Raw genomic sequence first — 19,907 nt, 5'->3', positions numbered from 1 at the left:
GTCGGCACCGGGGCTTGCTCAGGAGGATCGTGACAACCTAAATGACCTGGAGTGGGGCGTGGTCAAGTCCCGTCTTGAACCCGCCGCTGCGGACCTGCGGCTGCTTCTCGCGGCGAGTCGGCAGTGCGCCAACAGTGAAGCGCGGTTGCTCATCGAGCATCTAGGGATCACTGACGATCCGTACGACGAGGAAGCGGGCTGGTACTTCCTCAATGTCCTGGCGCCGATCCCCGGCTGCCGGTGGCAACGCAACGGCTGGAAAGTCGAGATCTGCCAATGGGTGCCTGACGAGCCGGAGGAGGAATACGGCAGCGCCACGGGTGAGCCGGTGCTCGATTGTGTGAGGGCTGATCCGCCGGCTCTCGAGGAGATAGTCGAACTGCTGAACCGTAGTGATGGGCAATCTGAAGTCTTGGCCAGCTGGGCGAAGACCCCCGTTGGGGAGCCACTCGCGGGCACTGCCTTCGTTGTGACGAAACGATACGAAGACTGAACCCACGTGGGGCCGCCGCATGACTGTCGGCGGCCCCCGTGTCCTGCTCACCAGCCGCGTGAACGCCATTCGTCGAGGTGGGGCTTCTGCTCGCCGAGCGTCGAGTCGTCGCCATGCCCCGGGTAGAACCACGTGTCGTCCGGCAGGACGTCGAACAACCGCGACTTCACGTCGTTCAGCAGCGACGTGAAGTTCTCCGGCGACGACGTTTTGCCCACGCCACCTGGAAAGAGGGAGTCGCCGGTGAAGAGGTGGGGGTGGCCGGCGGGGTCGCGGTAGAGGACGGCGACGGAGCCGGGGGTATGGCCGCGGAGGTGGATGATCTCGAGGACGGATTCGCCGACCTCGAGGGTGGAGCCGTGCTCGACGAGGAAGTCGGGGGGGACGGGCAGCGGAGCGGCGTCGAGGGGGTGGGCGGCGGTGTTGGAGCCGTTGGCCCCGGCCACGGCGCCGAGGGCCTGCCAGTGGTCGGCGTGCTGGTGGGTGGTGACGATGGTCTTCAACCGCGGCCGCTCGGGGTCGTGGCCGAGCAGGTCGGCCAAGCGCTCGGGGTCGTTGGCGGCGTCGATCAGCAGGGCATCGCCGGTACGGCGGCACACCAGCAGATACGCGTTGTTGTCCATCGGCCCGACGGAAATCTTGGTGATGGTCAGGGCCTCGAGCGTGCGCCGCGCGGCCGGCCCGTTGGGCTCGACATGTCCCGTGTACTCCTCGACAACGTCCACACCACCGAACTTAGTCGCTCGGCCACCGTCCCTCCATGGCGGCCGAGCGTTCACACGATGGGGTGGATCTCACAGCCAGGGTGGCAGCGCGGGGACGTCGCCGGAGAGGCCGGCAGCCCCGCGGCCGGTCACCCAGGAGAGTGCGGCGCCGCTACTGCCGGTGACGGTGTGCACGTCGCCATCACCGGCCACGTCCCAGCTGCGGCTGCCGACGGTGAGGCGGAAGGACGGCCGAGCGGGCAGCGAACGGTAGTGGGCCAGTGAATCGCCGATGATGCGTTCGGCCACGTCAACCGGCACGTCGTCGAACGAGACGCCGGCGTCGAGGTCGACCAGGTGGATCCACAGCTCGCTGACCCGCTTCCACGGCACCTGATGGGCCCGTACGGCCCGGTTGCCGCGCAGCATCACCTCGGCCTGCCAGGCGGTGTCACCCAGTCCGGTGGCAGCGGCGGCGAACCGCCCACAGGCGGCCACGACGTCCTGCTCGAGGAGCCACAACGACCGCGGCGCGCCCTCCTCGATGTCGATGTCCCGGTCGGCATTGCTGGCATACATCGGGTGCTCGACGCCGGTACGGGCCCAGGTCAGCAGGTTGACCAGCCCGTCGGCGTTGCGCGCCAGATGGGTCAGCACATGTCCCCGCGTCCACCCGGGCAGGGCGCTGGCGCCCCGCGCCGCGGCGTCGTCCATGTCCGCGACGACCTGGAGAAGTCTGCCGGTCGCCTGTTCCACCGCGGCCAGGCCGGCGGCGGCCTCGCGGACCGCGTCGGACTGCTGGACCCGTTGCGGCGGCACGGTGACCCCAGTGGCTTCGGACGTGTGCGTGGCGGAGGTATTACTGACCATCAGCTCATCCCGACGTCGCGGCGTGATCAGATACCTAACCCAGCGTACGGCCACCCACCACAGACCGGTAGTGCCCTGGACCTGCGGATCTCCACCCTCGACGCAAATTGTCGGACCCGCGGCATAACATGGGGGCTCGACCACACTTTCGATCTTTCCGTCCGCCAGTCCTTGCGTGAAGAGGGGAACCAGTGGCTGACCGCCTCGTCGTCCGCGGCGCCCGTGAGCACAACCTCCGCGGCGTCGACCTCGACCTGCCCCGCGACAGCATGATCGTGTTCACCGGCCTGTCCGGCTCCGGCAAGTCGAGCCTGGCATTCGACACGATCTTCGCCGAGGGCCAGCGGCGCTACGTCGAGTCGCTGTCGGCCTACGCCCGGCAGTTCCTCGGCCAGATGGACAAGCCCGACGTCGACTTCATCGAGGGCCTCTCGCCCGCGGTCTCCATCGACCAGAAGTCGACCAACCGCAACCCGCGGTCCACCGTCGGCACGATCACCGAGGTCTACGACTACCTCCGCCTGCTCTACGCCCGCGCCGGCAAGCCGCACTGCCCGGTCTGCGGCGAGGCGATCACCAAGCAGACCCCGCAGCAGATCGTCGACCAGGTCCTGGTCATGCCGGCCAACACCAAGTTCCAGGTGCTGGCCCCGATCGTGCGCGGCCGCAAGGGCGAGTTCGTCGACCTGTTCGCCAACCTCCAGTCCCAGGGCTACGCCCGCGCCCTGGTCGACGGCGCCGTGCACCTGCTGTCCGATGAGCCGCCGAAGCTGAAGAAGCAGGAGAAGCACCACATCTCGGTGGTGATCGACCGGCTCACCGTGAAGCCGTCCTCCAAGCAGCGGCTGACCGACTCGGTGGAAACCGCGCTGCGCCTGGCCGACGGCCTGGTCGTGCTGGACTTCGTCGACCTCCCGGAGGACGACCCGGCCCGCGAGCGGCGCTTCTCCGAGCGGCTGGCCTGCCCGAACGCGCACCCGCTGGCCATCGAGGACCTGGAGCCCCGCTCCTTCTCGTTCAACTCCCCCTACGGCGCCTGTCAGGTCTGCACGGGCCTGGGCACCCGCAAGGAGGTCGACCCGGAGCTGGTCGTCCCGGACGACGAGCTCTCGCTGGCCGAGGGCGCGATCGCGCCGTGGCAGGGCGGCCAGTCCGCGGACTACTTCATCCGCCTGCTGGAGTCGCTGTCCACCACCATCGGCTTCCGGATGGACACCCCGTGGCGGCAGCTGCCGGCCAAGGTGCAGAAGGCCGTCCTGCACGGCGTCGACGAGCAGGTGCACGTCCGCTACCGCAACCGCTACGGACGTGAGCGTTCCTACTACGCCAACTTCGAGGGCGTCATCCCGTTCCTGGAACGCCGCCAGGAGCAGACCGAGTCGGAGTTCATGCGGGAGAAGTACGAAGGCTACATGCGGGAGGTGCCCTGCCCGGCCTGCCAGGGCACGCGCCTCAAGCCGGAGATCCTCGCCGTCACGCTCGCCCACAAGACCCAGGGCGACCGCTCGATCGCCGAGGTGTGCGCGCTCAGCGTGGCCGAGTGCTCGAAGTTCCTCGACGGCCTGACGCTGGGCAAGCGCGAGAAGATGATCGCCGGCGCCGTCCTCAAGGAGGTGCAGGCCCGGCTGCGCTTCCTGCTGGACGTCGGCCTGGACTACCTGTCGCTGGACCGGGCCGCGGGCACGCTGTCCGGCGGCGAGGCGCAGCGCATCCGGCTGGCCACCCAGATCGGCTCCGGCCTGGTCGGCGTGCTCTACGTGCTGGACGAGCCGTCGATCGGCCTGCACCAGCGGGACAACCACCGGCTGATCGAGACCCTGAGCCGGCTGCGCGACCTGGGCAACACGCTGATCGTGGTCGAGCACGACGAGGACACGATCCGCGCCGCCGACTGGATCGTCGACATCGGCCCGGGCGCGGGCGAGCACGGCGGCCAGGTGGTGCACAGCGGCCCGTACAAGCAGCTGCTGACCAACAAGCAGTCGATGACCGGCGCGTACCTGTCCCGCCGCAAGGAGATTCCGGTGCCGGCGATCCGTCGCCCGGTGGACAAGAAGCGCCAGCTGACCGTGGTCGGCGCGCGCGAGCACAACCTGCGCGGCATCGACGTGTCGTTCCCGCTGGGCTGCCTGGTCTCGGTGACGGGCGTGTCCGGCTCGGGCAAGTCCACGCTGGTCAACGACATCCTGGCGACGGTGCTGGCCAACAAGCTCAACGGCGCCCGCCAGGTGCCGGGCCGGCACACCCGGATCAAGGGCCTCGAGCAGGTGGACAAGCTGGTGCAGGTCGACCAGTCGCCGATCGGCCGCACCCCGCGGTCCAACCCGGCCACCTACACCGGCGTGTTCGACAACATTCGCAAGCTGTTCGCCTCCACCACCGAGGCCAAGGTGCGCGGCTACCAGCCGGGCCGGTTCTCGTTCAACGTCAAGGGCGGCCGCTGCGAGGCCTGCGCCGGCGACGGCACGATCAAGATCGAGATGAACTTCCTGCCGGACGTCTACGTCCCGTGCGAGGTGTGCAAGGGGGCCCGGTACAACCGGGAGACCCTCGAGGTGCACTACAAGGGCAAGACCATCGCCGAGGTGCTGGACATGCCGATCGAGGAGGCCGCCGGCTTCTTCGAGCCGATCAACGCGATCTACCGGCACCTCAAGACGCTGGTCGACGTGGGCCTCGGCTACGTGCGGCTGGGCCAGCCGGCGCCGACGCTGTCCGGCGGCGAGGCGCAGCGCGTGAAGCTGGCCAGCGAGCTCCAGAAGCGCTCGACCGGCAAGACCGTGTACATCCTGGACGAGCCGACCACCGGCCTGCACTTCGAGGACATCAGCAAGCTGCTGGGCGTCATCTCGGGCCTGGTCGACAAGGGCAACACGGTGATCGTGATCGAGCACAACTTCGACGTGATCAAGACGTCGGACTGGATCATCGACATGGGCCCGGAGGGCGGCTCGGGCGGCGGCACCGTGATCGCCGAGGGCACGCCCGAGGACATCGCCGAGCACAAGAAGAGCTACACCGCCGAGTTCCTGCGGGACGTCCTGAAGAACTGACATGACGCTTGGAAGGGGGCTTTCCTGCACTCGGAGTGCAGGAAAGCCCCTTCCAAGCACGAACTATGCGATTACTGGACGAGCTTGCCGACCGCGTTGGCCTCCTCGACCTGGTTGGCCAGGTAGTTCCAGGACAGGTTGATGAAGCCGCCGTCACCCCAGTTGGTGCCCCACGAGTTCTGCACGCGGACACCGCTGCTGTTGTAGCCGATGATGGTGATCTCGTGGCCGCCCATGTACTGGTCGCCCGAGGTCGGGTAGTAGCTGTAGTCGGTGGCCTGCGAGCGGGAGATCCGCTCGAAGCTCTGGTACACCGGGATGGAGATGGCCACCGGCAGGCCGCTGGCGATGGCCTGCTGCACGCCGGCCTTGATGCCGCTGCCGGTGCTGATCGGCGTGTAGCCGGAGAGCTTCCAGTTCGCGGCGTTGGCCCGCTCGTTGCTGTCGGGCTGGGTGGTGTAGTCGAAGTTGCCCTGCCAGTAGTCGTCCATCGTGTCGACGCCCTGCGAGGTGAGGATGTCGAACGTGTCCGAGGGCGTGCTGCCCTGGTCGTTGCCCCGGGCCAGCTGGGCGTAGGTGTACATCGGGGCCTGCGGGTGGCCGGTGATGCCCTGCTCGTTCTCCAGGATGCTCATCGCCGAGTAGTCGATGGCCCAGGACACGCAGGAGCCGACCTGGCCCTGGTCGCCCGGGGTGACCGCGTACTGGGCCAGCGAGGCGCTGGTCGGGGTGTTCGGGACCGACCGGAACGCCAGGGCGTCACGGTGCTGGACGCGGTGCTGGGAGGGCAGCGCGCCGTTGGCCCGGTGCAGGGGATGGGCCGGGGCCGCGGTGGCGATCGGCGTCACCATGGCGCCGACGGCGCCCGCCACGGCGAGCGCGATTGCCACGCGTGAGAGCGTGTTGCTCATGGACTGTCCTTTTCAGATCAGGTGCAGGGGATCTGGAAAGGCAAAACTAAGTGTGAGCAACGCTCGTGATGTAGCTACTTTGGTCTGGTGGGGTTAACTGTTAATCGTTCGCCGGTCAACGACCGCAAGTGTCCCGGCCAGCACGGCGGCCGTGCACAACAGAGGAATCGTCACGTGGCCGTCGCCGAAAAGTACCCCGCCCTCCTGGCCGCCAAACGTGACGGTCGCCCAGAGAATCAATTCCGCGCCGGCCGTCACCGCGACAGCGAGCAACGGTCCGAACACAACCGGTGTCGACCGGCGGTCACGAAGCGCCGGCAATGCCGACGCGGCGACGGCGGCCAATGCGGCAAACACGACGAAACCGCCGACAAAGGCGGCAATCACGCACAGTCCTGCGGCGATGAATGCTCGGAACGGCAAGAACGACAGTGCACAGCCCGCGACCACGCCCAGGATCGCCAACGGCCACACGACGCCGGTCGGCAGGCCGATGCCCAGCACGACCAGCGTCGTTGCCACCAGCCAAGCCAGTGATCGCCAGCCGAACAGCGAGCCGAGCACCAGGGCCGCTGCGGCGAAGGCGAACCCGGTCACGCCCAGGGTCTCCTGGGCCGAGATGCCCTGGAGGAGAAGGGACAAAAGGGAAAGCAGGGCCGCGATCACGCCGATGACCAGCGCGCGCAGATCCACAGTGGACCGGACCGAAGTGGACCCGGAGGCCTCGGAGAACTCGGAATTCCCGCGTGGGGTAGGCGTCGGACGAGAAGCGGCAGGCCGTCGCACAGCAGCGGCCAGCAATCCGCCGACCGCGCCCACGCTCAGCAACCAGTGCGCCCCCGGCAGATAGCCGCCCAGCACGTAGCCGCCAACGGCGAAGCCGGCCAACGCCGGCAGTCCCACGTCCTGCGCCCCGGCCAGCACGGCCAACAACGTCAGGATCCGTACGGCCGTGGCCGCGACCACCAGCGCCAGCCGGAGATCAGCCGGCGGATCGAGGGCCGCGACGAACAGGGCGATGTCCACCGGCGCGGTGACGACCAGCACATCCGGCCAGCGGCGGCCGAATCCGAGCCCGGCTCCGGTGGCGCCGACCACGGCGACCAGCACGAGCAGGGCGTCCAGCCAGGCCACGCCGGCCCCTAATCGACCGCCGGCGTACACGACCAGCTCGCTCTGCTGGCCCCCGTCGGCCGCGGCGCCGGCGGTGGCCAGCAGGAGCACGACGGCCGGGAGCAGGTTTCGCCTCGTCACGGGGTGCACCGTAGGGGGTCGGCCAAAAACTTCCCCCGTTACCTGAACCAGTCAGCCATGGCTGCCGTGTTCTGGGGTGTCCACGTCGACCCCGAGGAGCCCTGCCCATGAACCGGACCCGCATTCTTGTGCTGGCGACGTCGGCGGCCCTAGGTCTGACGACTGTGGCCGCCTGCGGCGGCGGGCAGCAGACCGCAGCCCCGCCCGCCCAGCAGCAGACGAACCAGCAGCCGCCGGACCCCAACCAGGTCAAGCTGATCGCCACCACGGTCGGCCAGCTCGGCCAGGTCGTCACCGACGCCGCCGGCATGACCCTGTACCGCTTCGACAGCGACTCGGCCAACCCGCCGGTGTCCAACTGCTACGACAAGTGCGCCGACACCTGGCCGCCGGAGCTGGCCACGTCCAGCACGGCGACGCTGGACGGCATCGACCAGTCGGCGGTCGGCGTGATCCTGCGCAAGGACGGCCAGAAGCAGATCACCATCAACGGCTGGGCCGTCTACCGCTACAAGCAGGACAAGGCCCCGGGCGACGCCAAGGGCCAGGGCCTGATGCAGAAGTGGTACGCGATCACGCCGCAGGGCAAGAAGGCCGCGGGCGCCCCGGCGACCGGCGGCGCCAACACCCAGGGCAGCAGTGCCACCAAGGTCGCGCCGACCACCAGCATCGATCCCGGTGCCGGCGGCTACGGCTACTGAGACTCCCGTCCGAAAGTGCAATGAGATGCAGCTGCTCGCAGTCTCGTCGACGCCAGGCTGGTTCGCCGGCCCGACCCGAGCTGTCGACCGTCCGGCCGATCTGATACCCAATACCGCGAATCGACGGCAGCAACGTGGAGGTACGCGGGTGGGGATCGCAGAACGGTGGTCGCGCAGGGGAGGGAGGTCTGCCGGCGACGAGGCACTGATCCGATCCCTGTACGAGGAGCACGGACGGAGTCTGCTCGCCTACGCGACGCGACTGACCGGCGACCGCGCCGCGGCCGAGGACGTCGTGCAGGAGACCCTGGTGCGGGCGTGGAAGCACGCCGACGACATGGTCAACAACAAGGGTTCGGTGCGCGGCTGGCTGCTCACGGTGGCCCGCAACATCATCACCGACCGGGCCCGGGCCCGCGCGGTCCGGCCGACCGAGGTCGCGGAGACGCCGACCACGCCGCCGATCCAGCGCGACCACGCCCAGGGCGTGGTGGACTCGATGGCCGTGCTGTCGGCGCTGAACACCCTTTCGGCCGAGCACCGCGACGTGCTGGTCGAGATCTACTACCGTGGTAGGTCGGTGACCGAAGCGGCGTCCACCTTGGGGCTGCCGCCGGGCACCGTGAAGTCCCGATCGCACTACGCGTTGAAAGCACTGCGCACGGCGATGGCCGAGCAGCCGGCGGAGGTGACCCGATGACCGCTCCCGAGCACGACAAGGCGCTCGTCGGCGCGTACGTCCTTGGCGTTCTGACGCCCGAGGAGAACACCGCGACCGAGGCGCATCTGGAGAGCTGCCCGGAGTGCCGCCGTGAGCTGGAAGAGCTGCGGCTGCTGCACGACGAGCTCGGCGAGGTGCCGCCGGAGGCGTTCCTCGACGGTCCGCCCGAGGGCGGCGATCTGCTGTTGCAGCGCACGCTGCGTGAGGTCCGCGGGATCACGTCCCGCCAGCGCGTGTGGGGCGGCTCGCTGGCCGCCGCCGGTCTCGTCGCCGTGGTGGCGCTCAGCGTCGGCGCCGGCGTGCTCGTCGGCAACCAGAGCGCCACCGGCAATGGCGGCATCGCCGCGCCGACCGCGAGCCCGCTGCCGTCCGGCACCAAGCACTCGGCCAACGTCGACCCGGTCACCGGGGCACACCTGGCCGCCACCGTGATCCCGGCTAGCAACGGCTGGGTCAAGCTCCAGGTGCAGGCAAGCGACATCGCGCCGGGTCAACGCTGCAAGCTGTTCGTCACGTCCAAGGCGGGCAAGCAGGAGCAGTTCGGCGGCTGGCTGGTCGGCCCGAACGCCACGCCCGGCAAGTCGATCACCCTCGACGGCACCGCCCTGATGTCCATCAACGACGTCGCCTCGGTCTCGGTCGTCAACGACCAGGGCCAAACCCTCGTCAACACCCCCGTCTGAGCAAGCCCTCAGGCTTGGAAGGGGGCCTTCCTACACTCCGAGTGCAGGAAGGCCCCCTTCCAAGCGTTCACGTCGGTCAAGGGGTTGACTCGAGCTGGGTGCGGATGACCTTGCCGGTGGCGGTGCGGGGGAGCCGGGGCACGAGGACGACGTCACGGGGCACCTTGTGCCGGGCCAGGCTGACCCGGACGAACTCCCGCAGCTCGACCGGATCCAGCGTGGCCCCGGGCGTCGGCACGACGAAGGCCCGCAGCCGCTGCCCGAACTCGTGGTCGGGCACGCCGATCACGGCCGCGTCGCGCACCTGGTAGTGGGTCATGAGCAGGTTCTCGACCTCGCCGGGGAACACGTTCTCGCCGCCGGAGATGATCATGTCGTCCTCGCGGCCGTCGATGAACAGCCGGCCGGCCTCGTCGAAGTGCCCGAGATCGCCGGTGTCGGCCAGGCCGTCCACGCCGTCCCGCACGGCCCGGCCGCCGGCCCGCAGCGTGCCGCCGACGTGGATCCGGCCGACCCGGTTGGACCCGGTCACCTCGTTGTTGTCCACGTCGTAGAGCCGAACCGTGCAGTTGTGCGGGCTGAAGCCGACGGTGCCGGGCGCGGCCCGCAGGTCCTCCGGCGTGGCGACGGTGGCCACGGCGACCTCGGTCGTGCCGTAGAAGTTGTAGAGCACATCGCCGAGCCGCTCCATGGCCAGCCGAGCCAGCGACGGCGACAGCGCGGAGCCGGAGCAGAACAGCACCCGTAACCGCGCCAGGTCGTAGCCGGACAGCTCCCGCTCGCCCAGCTCCATGATCCGTTGCAGCATGGTCGGCACGACCACGAGCGTGCTGCACCCGTAGCGGTCGACGGCGGCCATGGTCTGCCGGGCGTCGAACCGCCGCCGCACGATCATGGTCGAGCCGAGCCCGAGCGCCAGCACCACGTGCAGGAAGCCGATGCCGTGGAAGATCGGCGCCGCGATGAAGGTGGATTCCCCGGCGTGCAGGGGAATCCGGTCGAGGAAGTCGGCGGCGGCCAGCCCGGAGCGGATCTTGCGCGGGGCCGCCTTCGGCGCGCCGGTGGTGCCGCTGGTCAGCAGCACCACCCGGGACACGTCCGGCGGCCGCCGCAGCCGGCCCTTGGGCGCGTCGGCGATGAGCTCGTCCAGCGTCGGCACGCCCGCGCCGGCCTCGTCCCGCCAGGCCACGAACCGCTGCACCGACGGATCCAGCTCGGTCAGCACCGACGCGAACTCCTGGTCGTGCACGAGAACGTTCACGCGCTCGCGGCGGATCAGTCCGGCCAGCTGCGGGGCGGCCAGGCCGGTACCGAGCAGGATCGTGGTGGCGCCGAGCTTGCCGCAGGCCAGCAGCGTCTCGATCGGCCCGCGATGGTCACGGCACAGCACCGCGACCACGCTGTCCGGCCCGACCTCCTTGGCCCGCAACGACTTCGCCAGCGCGGTCGACCGCTGCTCGAGTTCGGCGAAGGTGACCTCGCCGCGGTCGTCGACGATGCCGGCGACCTCGGGTCGTCGGCGCGCGGCCAGCTTGGCCGCCCCCACCACGGCGCCCCAGTGGCGCACGTCCGACAGCGCGCGCCGACTGCGCAGCGCGTGCCCCGGACTGATCATGCCGGCCCTGGCCAGCACCCTGACGTCCCGCACCCCGCTCATATAGAACAGTTAACGCCGCGGCAGCCCGGGAGGTTCGACCTCCCGGGCCTTCGGTCACGGGCGAACTACACGAACACGCTGATCAGCGCGGCCATGGCGAAGCCGACGACCGACAGCACCGTCTCCAGCACGGTCCAGCTGGCCAGGGTTTCCTTGACCGGGATGCCGAAGTACCGGGAGACGATCCAGAACCCGCCGTCGTTGACGTGGGAGGCGATGATCGAGCCGGATGCGATGGCCATGGCGATCAGGGCGGTGTGCGGCTGCGAGTAGTGCAGGTCGGGCAGCAGCGGCGCGATGATGCCGCCGGTGGTCACGATGGCCACCGTGGCCGAGCCCTGGGCCAGCCGCAGGCCGCAGCTGATCACGTACACCAGCACGATCACCGGCAGCCCGGCCGCGCGCAGCGAGCCGGACAGCGCGGTGCCGACGCCGGTCGCGGACAGCACCGCGCCGAAGAAGCCGCCGGCGCCGACCACGAGCAGGATCATCGCCACCGGCCGCAGCGAGGCCGCGGACAGCTGCGCCGCCTGCTCCTTGCTCATGCCGCGGCGGTAGCCCAGCAGCCAGAACGCCAGCAGCACGGCGATGGTCAGCGCGATACCGGGCGTGCCGAGGAAGGCGAAGACGTTCAGCGCAATGGAATCCTTGGGCAGCAGGATGCTGCCGAAGGTGCCGCACAGGATGAGCACCAGCGGCACCGCGATGATCGAGCCGACCAGGCCCAGCGACACCGGCTTGCGGTCGGCCGAGCCGGTGTCCGCGGCGGCCTTCTCCGCGGCGGCCAGCATCTCCTCCGGCACCGGCAGGTTGATCCGCTTGCCGATCCAGGTCGAGTACAGGATGCCGCCGACGAACCAGGCGGGCAGGCCGCAGGCCAGGCCCATCAGGATCATCCAGCCCAGGTCGATGTGCAGCAGGCCGGCGATCGCGACGGGACCGGGGTGCGGCGGCAGGAAGGCGTGCGTGATCGACAGGCCGGCCAGCAGCGGCAGCGCGTACAGCACGATCGACCGGCCGCCACGCTTGGCCGCCACGTAGACCAGCGGGGCCAGCACGAAGATGCCGATGTCGAAGAAGACCGGGATGCCGAAGATCAGGCCGGACAGGCCCATCGCCAGCGGCGCCCGCTTCTCGCCGAACGCCCGCAGCAGGCCGGTGGTCAGCACCTGCGCGCCGCCCGAGGCCTCCAGGATCGAGCCGAGCAGCGTGCCGAGGCCGATGATCAGCGCGATGTGCCCGAGGATGCCGCCGAACCCGGTCTCCAGCAGCGACTTCGAGCTGGACTGGGCCGAGCCGACGATGGCCGACACCGGCAGCCCGGCGCCCAGCGCCACCAGCAGGCCGGCCACGACCAGCGCGATGAACGGCTCGGTCTTGAACCGGATGATCAACAACAGCAGCACGGCGATGCCGACCGCGGCGAGCAGCAGCAGCCCGCCGGTCGAATGTTGCAGCCAGTTCATCGGTTTCCTCTCCGCAGGGAGCCCCCGGGCGCGGCGCCGGTGGGCCGGTCGTCGTCGATCACCGCAACCCCGTTGACCAGCACGTAGGGCAGGCCCAGGGCGCGCTGCCGGGGCTGGTCGAACGTGGCCGTGTCGGCGACGGTCTCGGGGTCGAACAGCACGAGGTCGGCCGCGAATCCCTCGCGGACCAGGCCACGGCCGGTCAACCCCAGGCGGCGCGCCGGACGTCCGGTCAGGTGCGCCACGCATTCCTCCAACCCCAGTACCCCCAGCTCACGCACGTACCGGCCGAGGTAGCGGGGGAAGGTGCCCCACGCCCTCGGGTGCGGCCGGTCGCCGACCAGCAGGCCGTCGCTGCCGCCGGTGTGCGTGCGGTGCCGCATGATCGCCCGCACGTTGTCCTCGTGGCCGATGTGCATCAGGCACGAGGTGCCCAGCCGCTCGTCGACCAGCACGTCGAAGTACAGCTCGGCCGGCGCGATTCCCCGCGCCGCGGCGGATTCCGCGACGGTGTGCCCGACCAGCGCGGCGTTGCGCTCGTGCCGCACGCCGTTGATCTCGATGGTGCGCCAGTCCATCACCACGCCGTGGTTGCCGTCCGAGCCGATCTCCTCCAGCTCGGCCCGGATACGCTCCCGGGTGTCCACATCGGACAATCGTGCCACGGCCGCGTCCGGCCCGCCCGCGCTCACCCAGCTCGGCAGCAGCGCCGACAGGTAGGTCGCGCCCGGCAGGTACGGATAGGTGTCCAGGGTGATGTCCGCGCCGTCGTCGATGGCCGCGTCCAGCAGGGTCAGCAGGTCGCCGGCTTTCCCCTTGTTGACCGGGAAGTTCATGGTGGCGTGGGCCAGGTGCAGCGGGCAGTCGGCGCGCCGCGACACGTCGACCATCTCCGCGTACGCCTCCAGCGCGCCGGCCCCGTAGCTGCGGTGATGGGGGCTGTAGTAGCCGCCGCGCGCGCCGACGACCCGGCACAGCTCGACCAGCTCCGCCGTGTCGGCATACATCCCGGGGGTATAGGTGAGCCCGGACGACAGGCCGAAAGCGCCTTCGTCGAGCGACTTGTCCACAGTGGACTTCATCGCGGCCATCTCGGACTCGGTGGCCGGCCGGTCGTCCCAGCCGACGTGCATCATCCGCACGGTTCCCTGCGGCACCAGGTAGGCGGCGTTGACGGCGATGCCTTGGTCCAGCCGGTCCAGGTATTCGCCGACCGACCGCCAGTTCCAGTCGAAGCCGGGCGGGTCGTCGTTCCAGCCGGCCAGCTGGGCCCGCATCGCCGCCAGCACCTCGTCGTTCACCGGTGCGTACGACAGCCCGTCCTGGCCGAGGACTTCGGTCGTCACGCCCTGCGACACCTTGGCCAGGTGATCGGGCTCGGCCAGGACTCGGAGGTCGGAGTGCGAGTGCATGTCGATGAAACCCGGGCACAGCACCAATCCCGTGGCGTCGATCACCCGCGCGCCGGTGACGCCCGAGCCGATCTCCGCGATCCGGCCGTCGGCGATGCCGACGTCGGCGATCCGGCCTTCGACCCCCGTGCCGTCGACGACCTTGGCCCCACGAAAGACGATGTCCATCAGAAGAACGTCCTGACCAGGTCGACCACCCGCGTCCCGTCGACCACCGGCAGCAGCTGCCACTTGTCGAACACCGTGCAGGGATGGGAAAGCCCGCTCCGCACCCACTCGCCGACCTCGACCGGCTGCTCGCCCAGCCGGAGGAAGGCGTGCTGGTCGTTCAATGCGCTCACCGACGCGCCCTTGAAGTCCACAATGGACCCGTCGAGACGGCGAACCTGTTGCGGCTCCGGCATTTCCTGGTCGTACGACACGTCACGGCGACCCATGGTCAGCAATGCCAGCTCCGGCTCGGGGTGCGAGGTGACCTGAGACCACGCGTGCATGGCCGGCCGGAACGGCTCGCCGCCGGGCAGCCGGTGCTTGCGGGAGAACGGCGACATCCGCCGGTACAGGCCGTCGTCGTGGATCAGGTACGAGCCGCTGCGCAGCACGCCCAGCACCGGCAGCCCGTCCGGCCACGGCTGGGTCAGCCCCTCGGCGACCTGGTCGAAGTAGGCGCTGCCGCCGGCGGTGGCGATCACCTGCTTCACCCCGTCGAAGTGGCCTTGACCAGCCAGACGCGTGATCAGCTCGCGCAGCCGCGACATATAAGTGTCGATCTTGGCCAGTTCCTCGTCCTCGGTGCCGTGGGCCAGTGCGCCCTCGTAACCGCCGGCCCCGACCAGCCGCAGCACCGGGCTCTTGCGCACCGCCTCGGCGATCTCGACCGCGTGCTCCAGACTCCGCACACCGGTGCGCCCGTCGGGTCCGCCCAACTCCAAGATCACGTCGACCGGGTGCTGGAGCACCTCGGTCATCCGGGCCACGCCCTCGACCGAGTCGACCCAGCAGGTGAACTCGAACGTGGGGTCGGTGGCCAGCTCGTTGGCCAGCCAGCGCAGCGCGTACGGGTCGACCAGCTGGTTGGCCATCAGGATCCGGGACACGCCGAACGCCCGGTACACCCGCAGCTGGCTGATGTTGGCCGTGGTCAGGCCCCACGCGCCGGCCTCGAACTGGCGTTGGAACAGCTGCGGGGCCATGGTCGTCTTGCCGTGCGGGGCCAGGGCCAGCCCGGCCGACGCGCACCAGTCGGCCATCACGCGGATGTTGTGCGCCAGGGCCGGTTCGTCCAGCACGACCAGCGGGCCGACGAAGCCGCCCTCGAACAGGTCGAGGCCCGATTTGGCCAGCTCGCCGACGGTCGTGCCGTAGGCCCAGGCCGGCATGCCCTTGAACCGCCAATCGATCTTCTCCGAGCGCAACGCGGCAACCGCGTCAGAGTTGATCACTGCCCCACCCCGTCCCGAGTGTTGCAAAATATGCAACGGTAGTTGCGCAATGTGCTTCGGAGGTGTGTAGCATTCCCCGTCAGCCGCCGTCAACGAACCTGAACTCCGGGAAGGGGTGCCGATGGAGCGCCTTGAGGTCGTCTGCCTCGGTGAGTCCATGGCGTTGTTCGTGCCGGCGGAGCCGGGGCCGGTGCACGAGGCCCGGGACTGGACGCTCAGCGTCGGCGGCGCCGAGTCCAACGTGGCCAGCCACCTCGCCCGGGCCGGGTTCCACGCCCGCTGGGTCAGCGCGCTGGGCGAGGACTCGCTCGGGCTGTCGGTGCGCAACAGCATCGCCGGGGTCGGCGTCGACGTGACCGATGTGCGCACCGATCCGGTGCGGCCGACCGGTTTGTACGTCAAGGAGGCCAGCGCCGACGGCAGTCCCGTGCGCTACTACCGGCGCGGCTCGGCCGCGTCCGGCCTGGGCCCCGAGTTATTGTCCACTTTGGACGTTTCCGGTACCTCGCTGATCCACATCAGCGGCATCACCGCCGCCCTGTCGTCGACCTGTCTCGACCTGCTGTGGGCCGTGCTGGCGCTGCCGATCCGGGTGTCGTTCGACGTCAACTGGCGGCCCAAACTGTGGACCGAGCTGGACCGGGGCGTGCTGCGGGAACTGGCCGACGCCGCCGACATCGTGTTCGTCGGCGATGACGAGGCGCAGGCCGTGTGGGGCGTCGACCAGCCGGCGGAAATCCGTGCCCTGCTGCCGAATCCGGCCGAGATCGTGATCAAGCACGGCGCCCGTGGCGCGACCCTGTCGGCCGGCTCCGAAGAAGTCTTCGAGGCCGCCCTGACGGTCGATGTGGTCGAGCCCGTCGGCGCCGGCGACGCTTTCGCGGCGGGCTTCCTCGCCGCCGACCTCAACGGCGAATCCGTGCGCAGAAGGTTGCGGCGTGGGCATCTCACCGCCGCCGGCGTGCTGCTCACCACCGACGACCTCGGCGATCCGCTGCCCGAGGACGTCGTCACCAAGCTGCTCGACGCCGACGCCGACACCTGGGCCGGCGCACACGTCACCGCCGGGGGAGTGATCCTGCCGTGAGCCAGAGCTTGGACCGCGCGCTCACGCTGTTGCGGGCCATGGCCGACGGCCGCAAGACGCTCGACGAGCTGGCCGCCGTGATCGACGTGCACAAGTCGACCGTGCTGCGGCTGCTGCGGACGTTGGAGGAGCACCGGTTCGTGCAGCGCGAGGGCGTGCGGCACTACCGGCTCGGCACCGCGCTGTTCGACCTGTCCAACCGGGCTCTGGACGATCTCGACGTGCGGCGGGCCGCCGAGTCCGCGCTGCGGCAGCTCAACCTGGAGACCGGGCACACCGTGCACCTCGCCAGCTACGAGGACGGCGAGGTCGTCTACATCGACAAGTACGACAGCACGCATCCCGTGCGGATGTACTCCCGCATCGGCCGTCGGGCTCCTCTGCACTGCACCGCCGTCGCCAAGGTCCTGCTCGCCGAGCGCCCCGAGGCCCGGGAGATCGCCGCGCGCATGGAGTATCCGCGGCTCACCGCCAACACCATCACCAGCGCCGGCGAATACCTCGCCGAGTTGGCGCTCGTGCGGCAGCGCGGGTACGCCGTGGACAACTCCGAGCACGAGGACTTCATCCACTGCGTAGCCGCCCCCATTCGCGGCCAGCGTGGCGAGGTCATCGCCGCCGCGTCGCTGTCCGTGCCCAAGGTTTTCCTCGATTACGACGGGCTCATCGCCCTCGTGCCGCGGTTGCTCGCGACCGCGGCCGCCGCCTCGTCCGAGTGCGGTTGGACCGGAGACGAAAGGATGGCCGGTGGCCAAGGTTGAGATCAGGACGTCCGAGGCGCCCACCCCCGTGGCGGCTTTCTCCCAGGGCGTGCGCAAGGGCAACGTGCTTCAGGTCGCCGGGCAGGTCGCCTTCGACGCCCAGAGCAACATCGTCGGCACCACCGTCGCCGACCAGACCCGCCAGGCCCTGCGCAACGTCAACGCCGTGCTCGCCGCCGCCGGCGCGTCCATGGATGACGTGCTCATGCTGCGCGTGTACCTCACCGACACCGCCCACTTCGGCGAGATGAACGAGGCCTACGGCGAGTTCATGAAGGAGCCCTTCCCCGCCCGCACCACCGTCTACGTCGGCCTTCCGGCGGGTCTGCTCGTCGAGATCGACGCCCTGGCGGTTGTGGACTGAGTCAGTGCGTGAAGGGGCTTTCCCGCACTCCGAGTGCGGGAAAGCCCCTTCACGTCGTCAGGCGATGCCGAGCAGGTCGACCCCGTCGATCGGGGTCGGGTCGCCGGCCGGGGACAGCAGGATGCAGGTGACGCAGGGCATGCCCTTGGGACGGTCGAGCAGCTCGGCCTGGCCGGGCGTGATGGTGGCGCCGCAGTAAGCGTGCAGCATCCTGGGCGCGGAGTCGGGCAGGGGCACGGGGAACAGGTGGCAGCACCGTTCCCGCTCGCCCCGCGCGAACTCCGGGCGCAGGCGCGCCATGAAGATCTCGGGCATCGCTTTCCTCCCCTGGCGGCGGACTCGGAAGCGGCGTTACCGTCTAGAATGTAGACGGTAAGCGCTTTCCGGCAAGCGGTTCGCGAAAACCTTGCCCGGAACGTCACCGATGAACTCCCCATGGCTCGCAGCCGTAAGGACCAAGGTCGGGACGGATCGGGGAGGGCGCGTGCACGAGAGGGACACCGAGTCGGCGACGTTCGGCGCGCTGGCGGACCCCAGTCGGCGGGCGGTGCTGCGCCTGCTGTCCGAACACCCGGAGTTAACGGCCTCGCAGATCGCCGCCGCCTTCCACCACATCGGACGGACGGCCGTCTCGACCCACCTGCGCATCCTGCGCGAGGCCGGTCTGGTGCAGGAACGCCGCCAGGGCCGGTTCCGGCTGTACTCGCTGCGGCCCCGCCCGGTGCAGGACGCGGTCAACGTCCTGGCCCGGTTGGTGGCTACACACAGTCATCAGACACACCATCGGGTGGAGCATCCGATGCGGCTGACCGGCGGATGATCATCGCCGGTACGCTCGCGCGACCTGGCCCTTGTCCCGGGGAGCGCAGATGGCCGACATCCTGTTCACCGCCGAGGTGACAGTGCCGGCGACCCGCGACGCGGCCTATGCGTCGTTCGGCGGCGGCCGCTGGGCCGACTGGACCTTCGACGCCCGCACCGACGACCTGCGCCCGGGCCGTACCGTGCGGGTCGCGTTCCCGATCGGCGGCACGCCGCTGGCCGGCATCGCCCGCGTCCACCGCGTCCTGCCGGCCCAACGCATCGTGCTGCGCCACGAATCCCCGTGGCGCGGACGCGTGATCATCGACTTCGAACCGGACGGCCCCAACACCCGGGTCCGTCTGGTCACTTCGGTCGAGGACGGCAGCATCGCCCCGCTGGCCCGGCTGCTCGGCAGCGACCTGGCCGAGGACCCCGACGAGCCGGTGGTCCGCATCGGCCTGCTGACCAGCTACAGCGGCAGCGCCGGCGTGTTCGGCCCGGCGGTGGAGAACTGCGCACGCCTGGCCGTCGATGAGATCAACGCGGAGAACGGCGTGCACGGCCGGCCGCTGCGCCTGATCACCGCCGACGACGCCACCAGCCCGGCCACCGGCCTGGCCGAGCTCAAACGCCTGCACCTGCGCCACCACGTGGACATGGTGATCGCCGTGCACACCTCGGCGACCCTGGACGCCGTTCGCCCGTACGCGAAACGGGTCGGCCTGCCGTACTTCTACACACCGGTGAACGAGGGCGGAAAGCCGGCGGGACGGCTGTTCCGCTGGGGCGAGGTGCCGGGGGAGCAGCTGGGCCAGGCCGTGCCGGCGATGATGCGCGAGCACGGCGGCAAGGGCTGGTACGTGATCGGCAACGACTACGTGTGGCCGCGCGCGGTCGGCGCCTGCGCCCGCCGCACCGTCGAGGACGAGGGCGGCCGGCTGCTCGGCGAGCGCTACGTGCCGCTCAGCACCACCGACTTCGACGAGGTGCTGGAGTCGATCGAGGAGTCCGACGCCGAGCTGGTGGTCAACAGTCTGGTCGGCGGTGACGCCGTGGCGTTCGAACGGCAACTGCACGCGGCTGGCCTGCGTTGCCGCGTCCGCAGTTTCGGGGCGCTGCTGGACGAGGCGACCCGCGACCACATCGGCGACGAAGCGGCCGAGGGCATGTGGTCCGTGCTCGGCTACTTCATGGACCTGCCCACGCCGGAGAACCGGGACTTCATCAGCCGTTACCGGGCCCGCTTCGGCCTGGCCGCGCCGCCGGTCTCCAGCGTCACCGAATCCGTCTACGAAGGTATCCACCTCTACGCCCGCGCGGCCGAGGCAGCCGGCACGATCGAGCCGACGTCGCTGGTCGGGGCCCTGCCCGGGGTCAGCTTCACCGGTCCGCGCGGCGAGGTCACCGTCACGCCGACCGGCCGGCTGCGGCAGCCGCTGTACCTGGCCGAGGCGGTGACCGGCGGCTTCCGGATCCGGGCCCAGCAGGGGCTTGCCGGGATCGACTGAGCCCAGTTTGATCAAC

At 69.9% G+C, this 19,907-nt stretch carries 19 protein-coding genes; 10 read left to right on the top strand and 9 right to left on the bottom strand.

From position 1 onward, the window contains the following. The first annotated feature begins 58 nt into the window (after positions 1 to 58). Positions 59 to 493, top strand: a complete 435-nt coding sequence (locus M3Q35_RS22035) for a hypothetical protein (protein WP_273943846.1) — start codon at positions 59 to 61, stop codon at positions 491 to 493. A 47-nt stretch (positions 494 to 540) separates the two neighbouring features. Here the strand turns inward: M3Q35_RS22035 and M3Q35_RS22030 are convergent, their stop codons facing one another. Next, positions 541 to 1,218 carry an MBL fold metallo-hydrolase gene (locus M3Q35_RS22030; protein ID WP_273943845.1) on the bottom strand — a complete coding sequence of 226 codons (678 nt, stop codon included), beginning with the start codon at positions 1,216 to 1,218 and terminating at the stop codon, positions 541 to 543. A 69-nt stretch (positions 1,219 to 1,287) separates the two neighbouring features. Beyond that, entirely contained in the window at positions 1,288 to 2,067 is a 780-nt protein-coding gene (locus tag M3Q35_RS22025; RefSeq protein WP_273943843.1) for a maleylpyruvate isomerase family mycothiol-dependent enzyme, read from the bottom strand. Between the two features lie 191 nt (positions 2,068 to 2,258). On the opposite strand from M3Q35_RS22025, the gene uvrA reads away from it, so the two are divergent. Beyond that, positions 2,259 to 5,120: an excinuclease ABC subunit UvrA gene (gene uvrA, locus M3Q35_RS22020; protein ID WP_273943841.1), complete on the top strand. Its 2,862-nt coding sequence runs from the start codon at positions 2,259 to 2,261 to the stop codon at positions 5,118 to 5,120. Between the two features lie 71 nt (positions 5,121 to 5,191). Here the strand turns inward: uvrA and M3Q35_RS22015 are convergent, their stop codons facing one another. Beyond that, entirely contained in the window at positions 5,192 to 6,031 is an 840-nt protein-coding gene (locus tag M3Q35_RS22015; RefSeq protein WP_273943839.1) for a C1 family peptidase, read from the bottom strand. Positions 6,032 to 6,124: 93 nt separating this feature from the next. Continuing rightward, a complete protein-coding gene (locus M3Q35_RS22010; protein ID WP_273943838.1) occupies positions 6,125 to 7,285 on the bottom strand; it encodes a hypothetical protein in 1,161 nt (386 codons plus the stop codon). Between the two features lie 107 nt (positions 7,286 to 7,392). Here M3Q35_RS22010 and M3Q35_RS22005 point away from each other — a divergent pair, with 107 nt between their 5' ends. The 3 genes from M3Q35_RS22005 to M3Q35_RS21995 all read left to right on the top strand — a co-directional run bounded on the left by M3Q35_RS22005 (position 7,393) and on the right by M3Q35_RS21995 (position 9,390). Next, positions 7,393 to 7,986 (top strand): hypothetical protein, encoded by a 594-nt coding sequence (locus M3Q35_RS22005; protein ID WP_273943837.1) that lies wholly within the window; start codon positions 7,393 to 7,395, stop codon positions 7,984 to 7,986. Positions 7,987 to 8,140: 154 nt separating this feature from the next. Then, complete coding sequence (locus tag M3Q35_RS22000; protein WP_273944420.1) at positions 8,141 to 8,686, top strand: sigma-70 family RNA polymerase sigma factor; 546 nt, start codon at positions 8,141 to 8,143, stop codon at positions 8,684 to 8,686. Further along, positions 8,683 to 9,390: a zf-HC2 domain-containing protein gene (locus M3Q35_RS21995; protein WP_273943836.1), complete on the top strand. Its 708-nt coding sequence runs from the start codon at positions 8,683 to 8,685 to the stop codon at positions 9,388 to 9,390. Before M3Q35_RS22000 ends, M3Q35_RS21995 begins: the two co-directional genes overlap by 4 nt. A 76-nt stretch (positions 9,391 to 9,466) precedes the next feature. On the opposite strand, the gene M3Q35_RS21990 is transcribed toward M3Q35_RS21995, so the two are convergent. The 4 genes from M3Q35_RS21990 to M3Q35_RS21975 form a co-directional block, all read right to left on the bottom strand. Next, positions 9,467 to 11,047 (bottom strand): AMP-binding protein, encoded by a 1,581-nt coding sequence (locus M3Q35_RS21990; protein ID WP_273943834.1) that lies wholly within the window; start codon positions 11,045 to 11,047, stop codon positions 9,467 to 9,469. Positions 11,048 to 11,112: 65 nt separating this feature from the next. Then, entirely contained in the window at positions 11,113 to 12,513 is a 1,401-nt protein-coding gene (locus M3Q35_RS21985) for a GntP family permease (protein ID WP_273943832.1), read from the bottom strand. Continuing rightward, positions 12,510 to 14,093, bottom strand: coding sequence for an N-acyl-D-amino-acid deacylase family protein (locus M3Q35_RS21980; protein WP_273943830.1), 1,584 nt, complete (start codon positions 14,091 to 14,093; stop codon positions 12,510 to 12,512). Before M3Q35_RS21980 ends, M3Q35_RS21985 begins: the two co-directional genes overlap by 4 nt. Next, positions 14,093 to 15,364, bottom strand: coding sequence for an amino acid deaminase (locus M3Q35_RS21975; protein ID WP_379794635.1), 1,272 nt, complete (start codon positions 15,362 to 15,364; stop codon positions 14,093 to 14,095). Before M3Q35_RS21975 ends, M3Q35_RS21980 begins: the two co-directional genes overlap by 1 nt. Before the next feature lie 124 nt (positions 15,365 to 15,488). Between M3Q35_RS21975 and M3Q35_RS21970 the strand changes: the two genes are divergently transcribed. The 3 genes from M3Q35_RS21970 to M3Q35_RS21960 are packed head-to-tail and all read left to right on the top strand — an operon-like array spanning position 15,489 to position 17,579. Next, a complete protein-coding gene (locus M3Q35_RS21970) occupies positions 15,489 to 16,454 on the top strand; it encodes a sugar kinase (protein ID WP_273943829.1) in 966 nt (321 codons plus the stop codon). After that, positions 16,451 to 17,215 carry an IclR family transcriptional regulator gene (locus tag M3Q35_RS21965; protein ID WP_273943828.1) on the top strand — a complete coding sequence of 255 codons (765 nt, stop codon included), beginning with the start codon at positions 16,451 to 16,453 and terminating at the stop codon, positions 17,213 to 17,215. Before M3Q35_RS21970 ends, M3Q35_RS21965 begins: the two co-directional genes overlap by 4 nt. Continuing rightward, positions 17,202 to 17,579, top strand: a complete 378-nt coding sequence (locus M3Q35_RS21960; RefSeq protein WP_273943827.1) for a RidA family protein — start codon at positions 17,202 to 17,204, stop codon at positions 17,577 to 17,579. The genes M3Q35_RS21965 and M3Q35_RS21960 overlap by 14 nt, the downstream gene beginning before the upstream one ends. Positions 17,580 to 17,636: 57 nt before the next feature. Here M3Q35_RS21960 and M3Q35_RS21955 read toward each other — a convergent pair whose 3' ends face one another. Further along, the gene (locus M3Q35_RS21955) at positions 17,637 to 17,894 is read right to left on the bottom strand and encodes a hypothetical protein (RefSeq protein ID WP_273943826.1); all 258 of its coding nucleotides are present in this window, start codon (positions 17,892 to 17,894) and stop codon (positions 17,637 to 17,639) included. A 169-nt stretch (positions 17,895 to 18,063) separates the two neighbouring features. Between M3Q35_RS21955 and M3Q35_RS21950 the strand changes: the two genes are divergently transcribed. Together M3Q35_RS21950 and M3Q35_RS21945 are read left to right on the top strand one after the other, a co-directional pair. Beyond that, complete coding sequence (locus M3Q35_RS21950; protein ID WP_273943825.1) at positions 18,064 to 18,399, top strand: ArsR/SmtB family transcription factor; 336 nt, start codon at positions 18,064 to 18,066, stop codon at positions 18,397 to 18,399. 49 nt (positions 18,400 to 18,448) lie between these two features. Next, positions 18,449 to 19,891, top strand: coding sequence for an ABC transporter substrate-binding protein (locus tag M3Q35_RS21945; protein WP_273943824.1), 1,443 nt, complete (start codon positions 18,449 to 18,451; stop codon positions 19,889 to 19,891). Positions 19,892 to 19,907 lie beyond the last annotated feature (16 nt).

The organism is Kutzneria chonburiensis (assembly GCF_028622115.1).
GTDB lineage: Bacteria > Actinomycetota > Actinomycetes > Mycobacteriales > Pseudonocardiaceae > Kutzneria > Kutzneria chonburiensis.
Note: the sequence above shows the minus strand (reverse complement) of the source record. Positions and strands in the feature narration are given on the sequence as shown.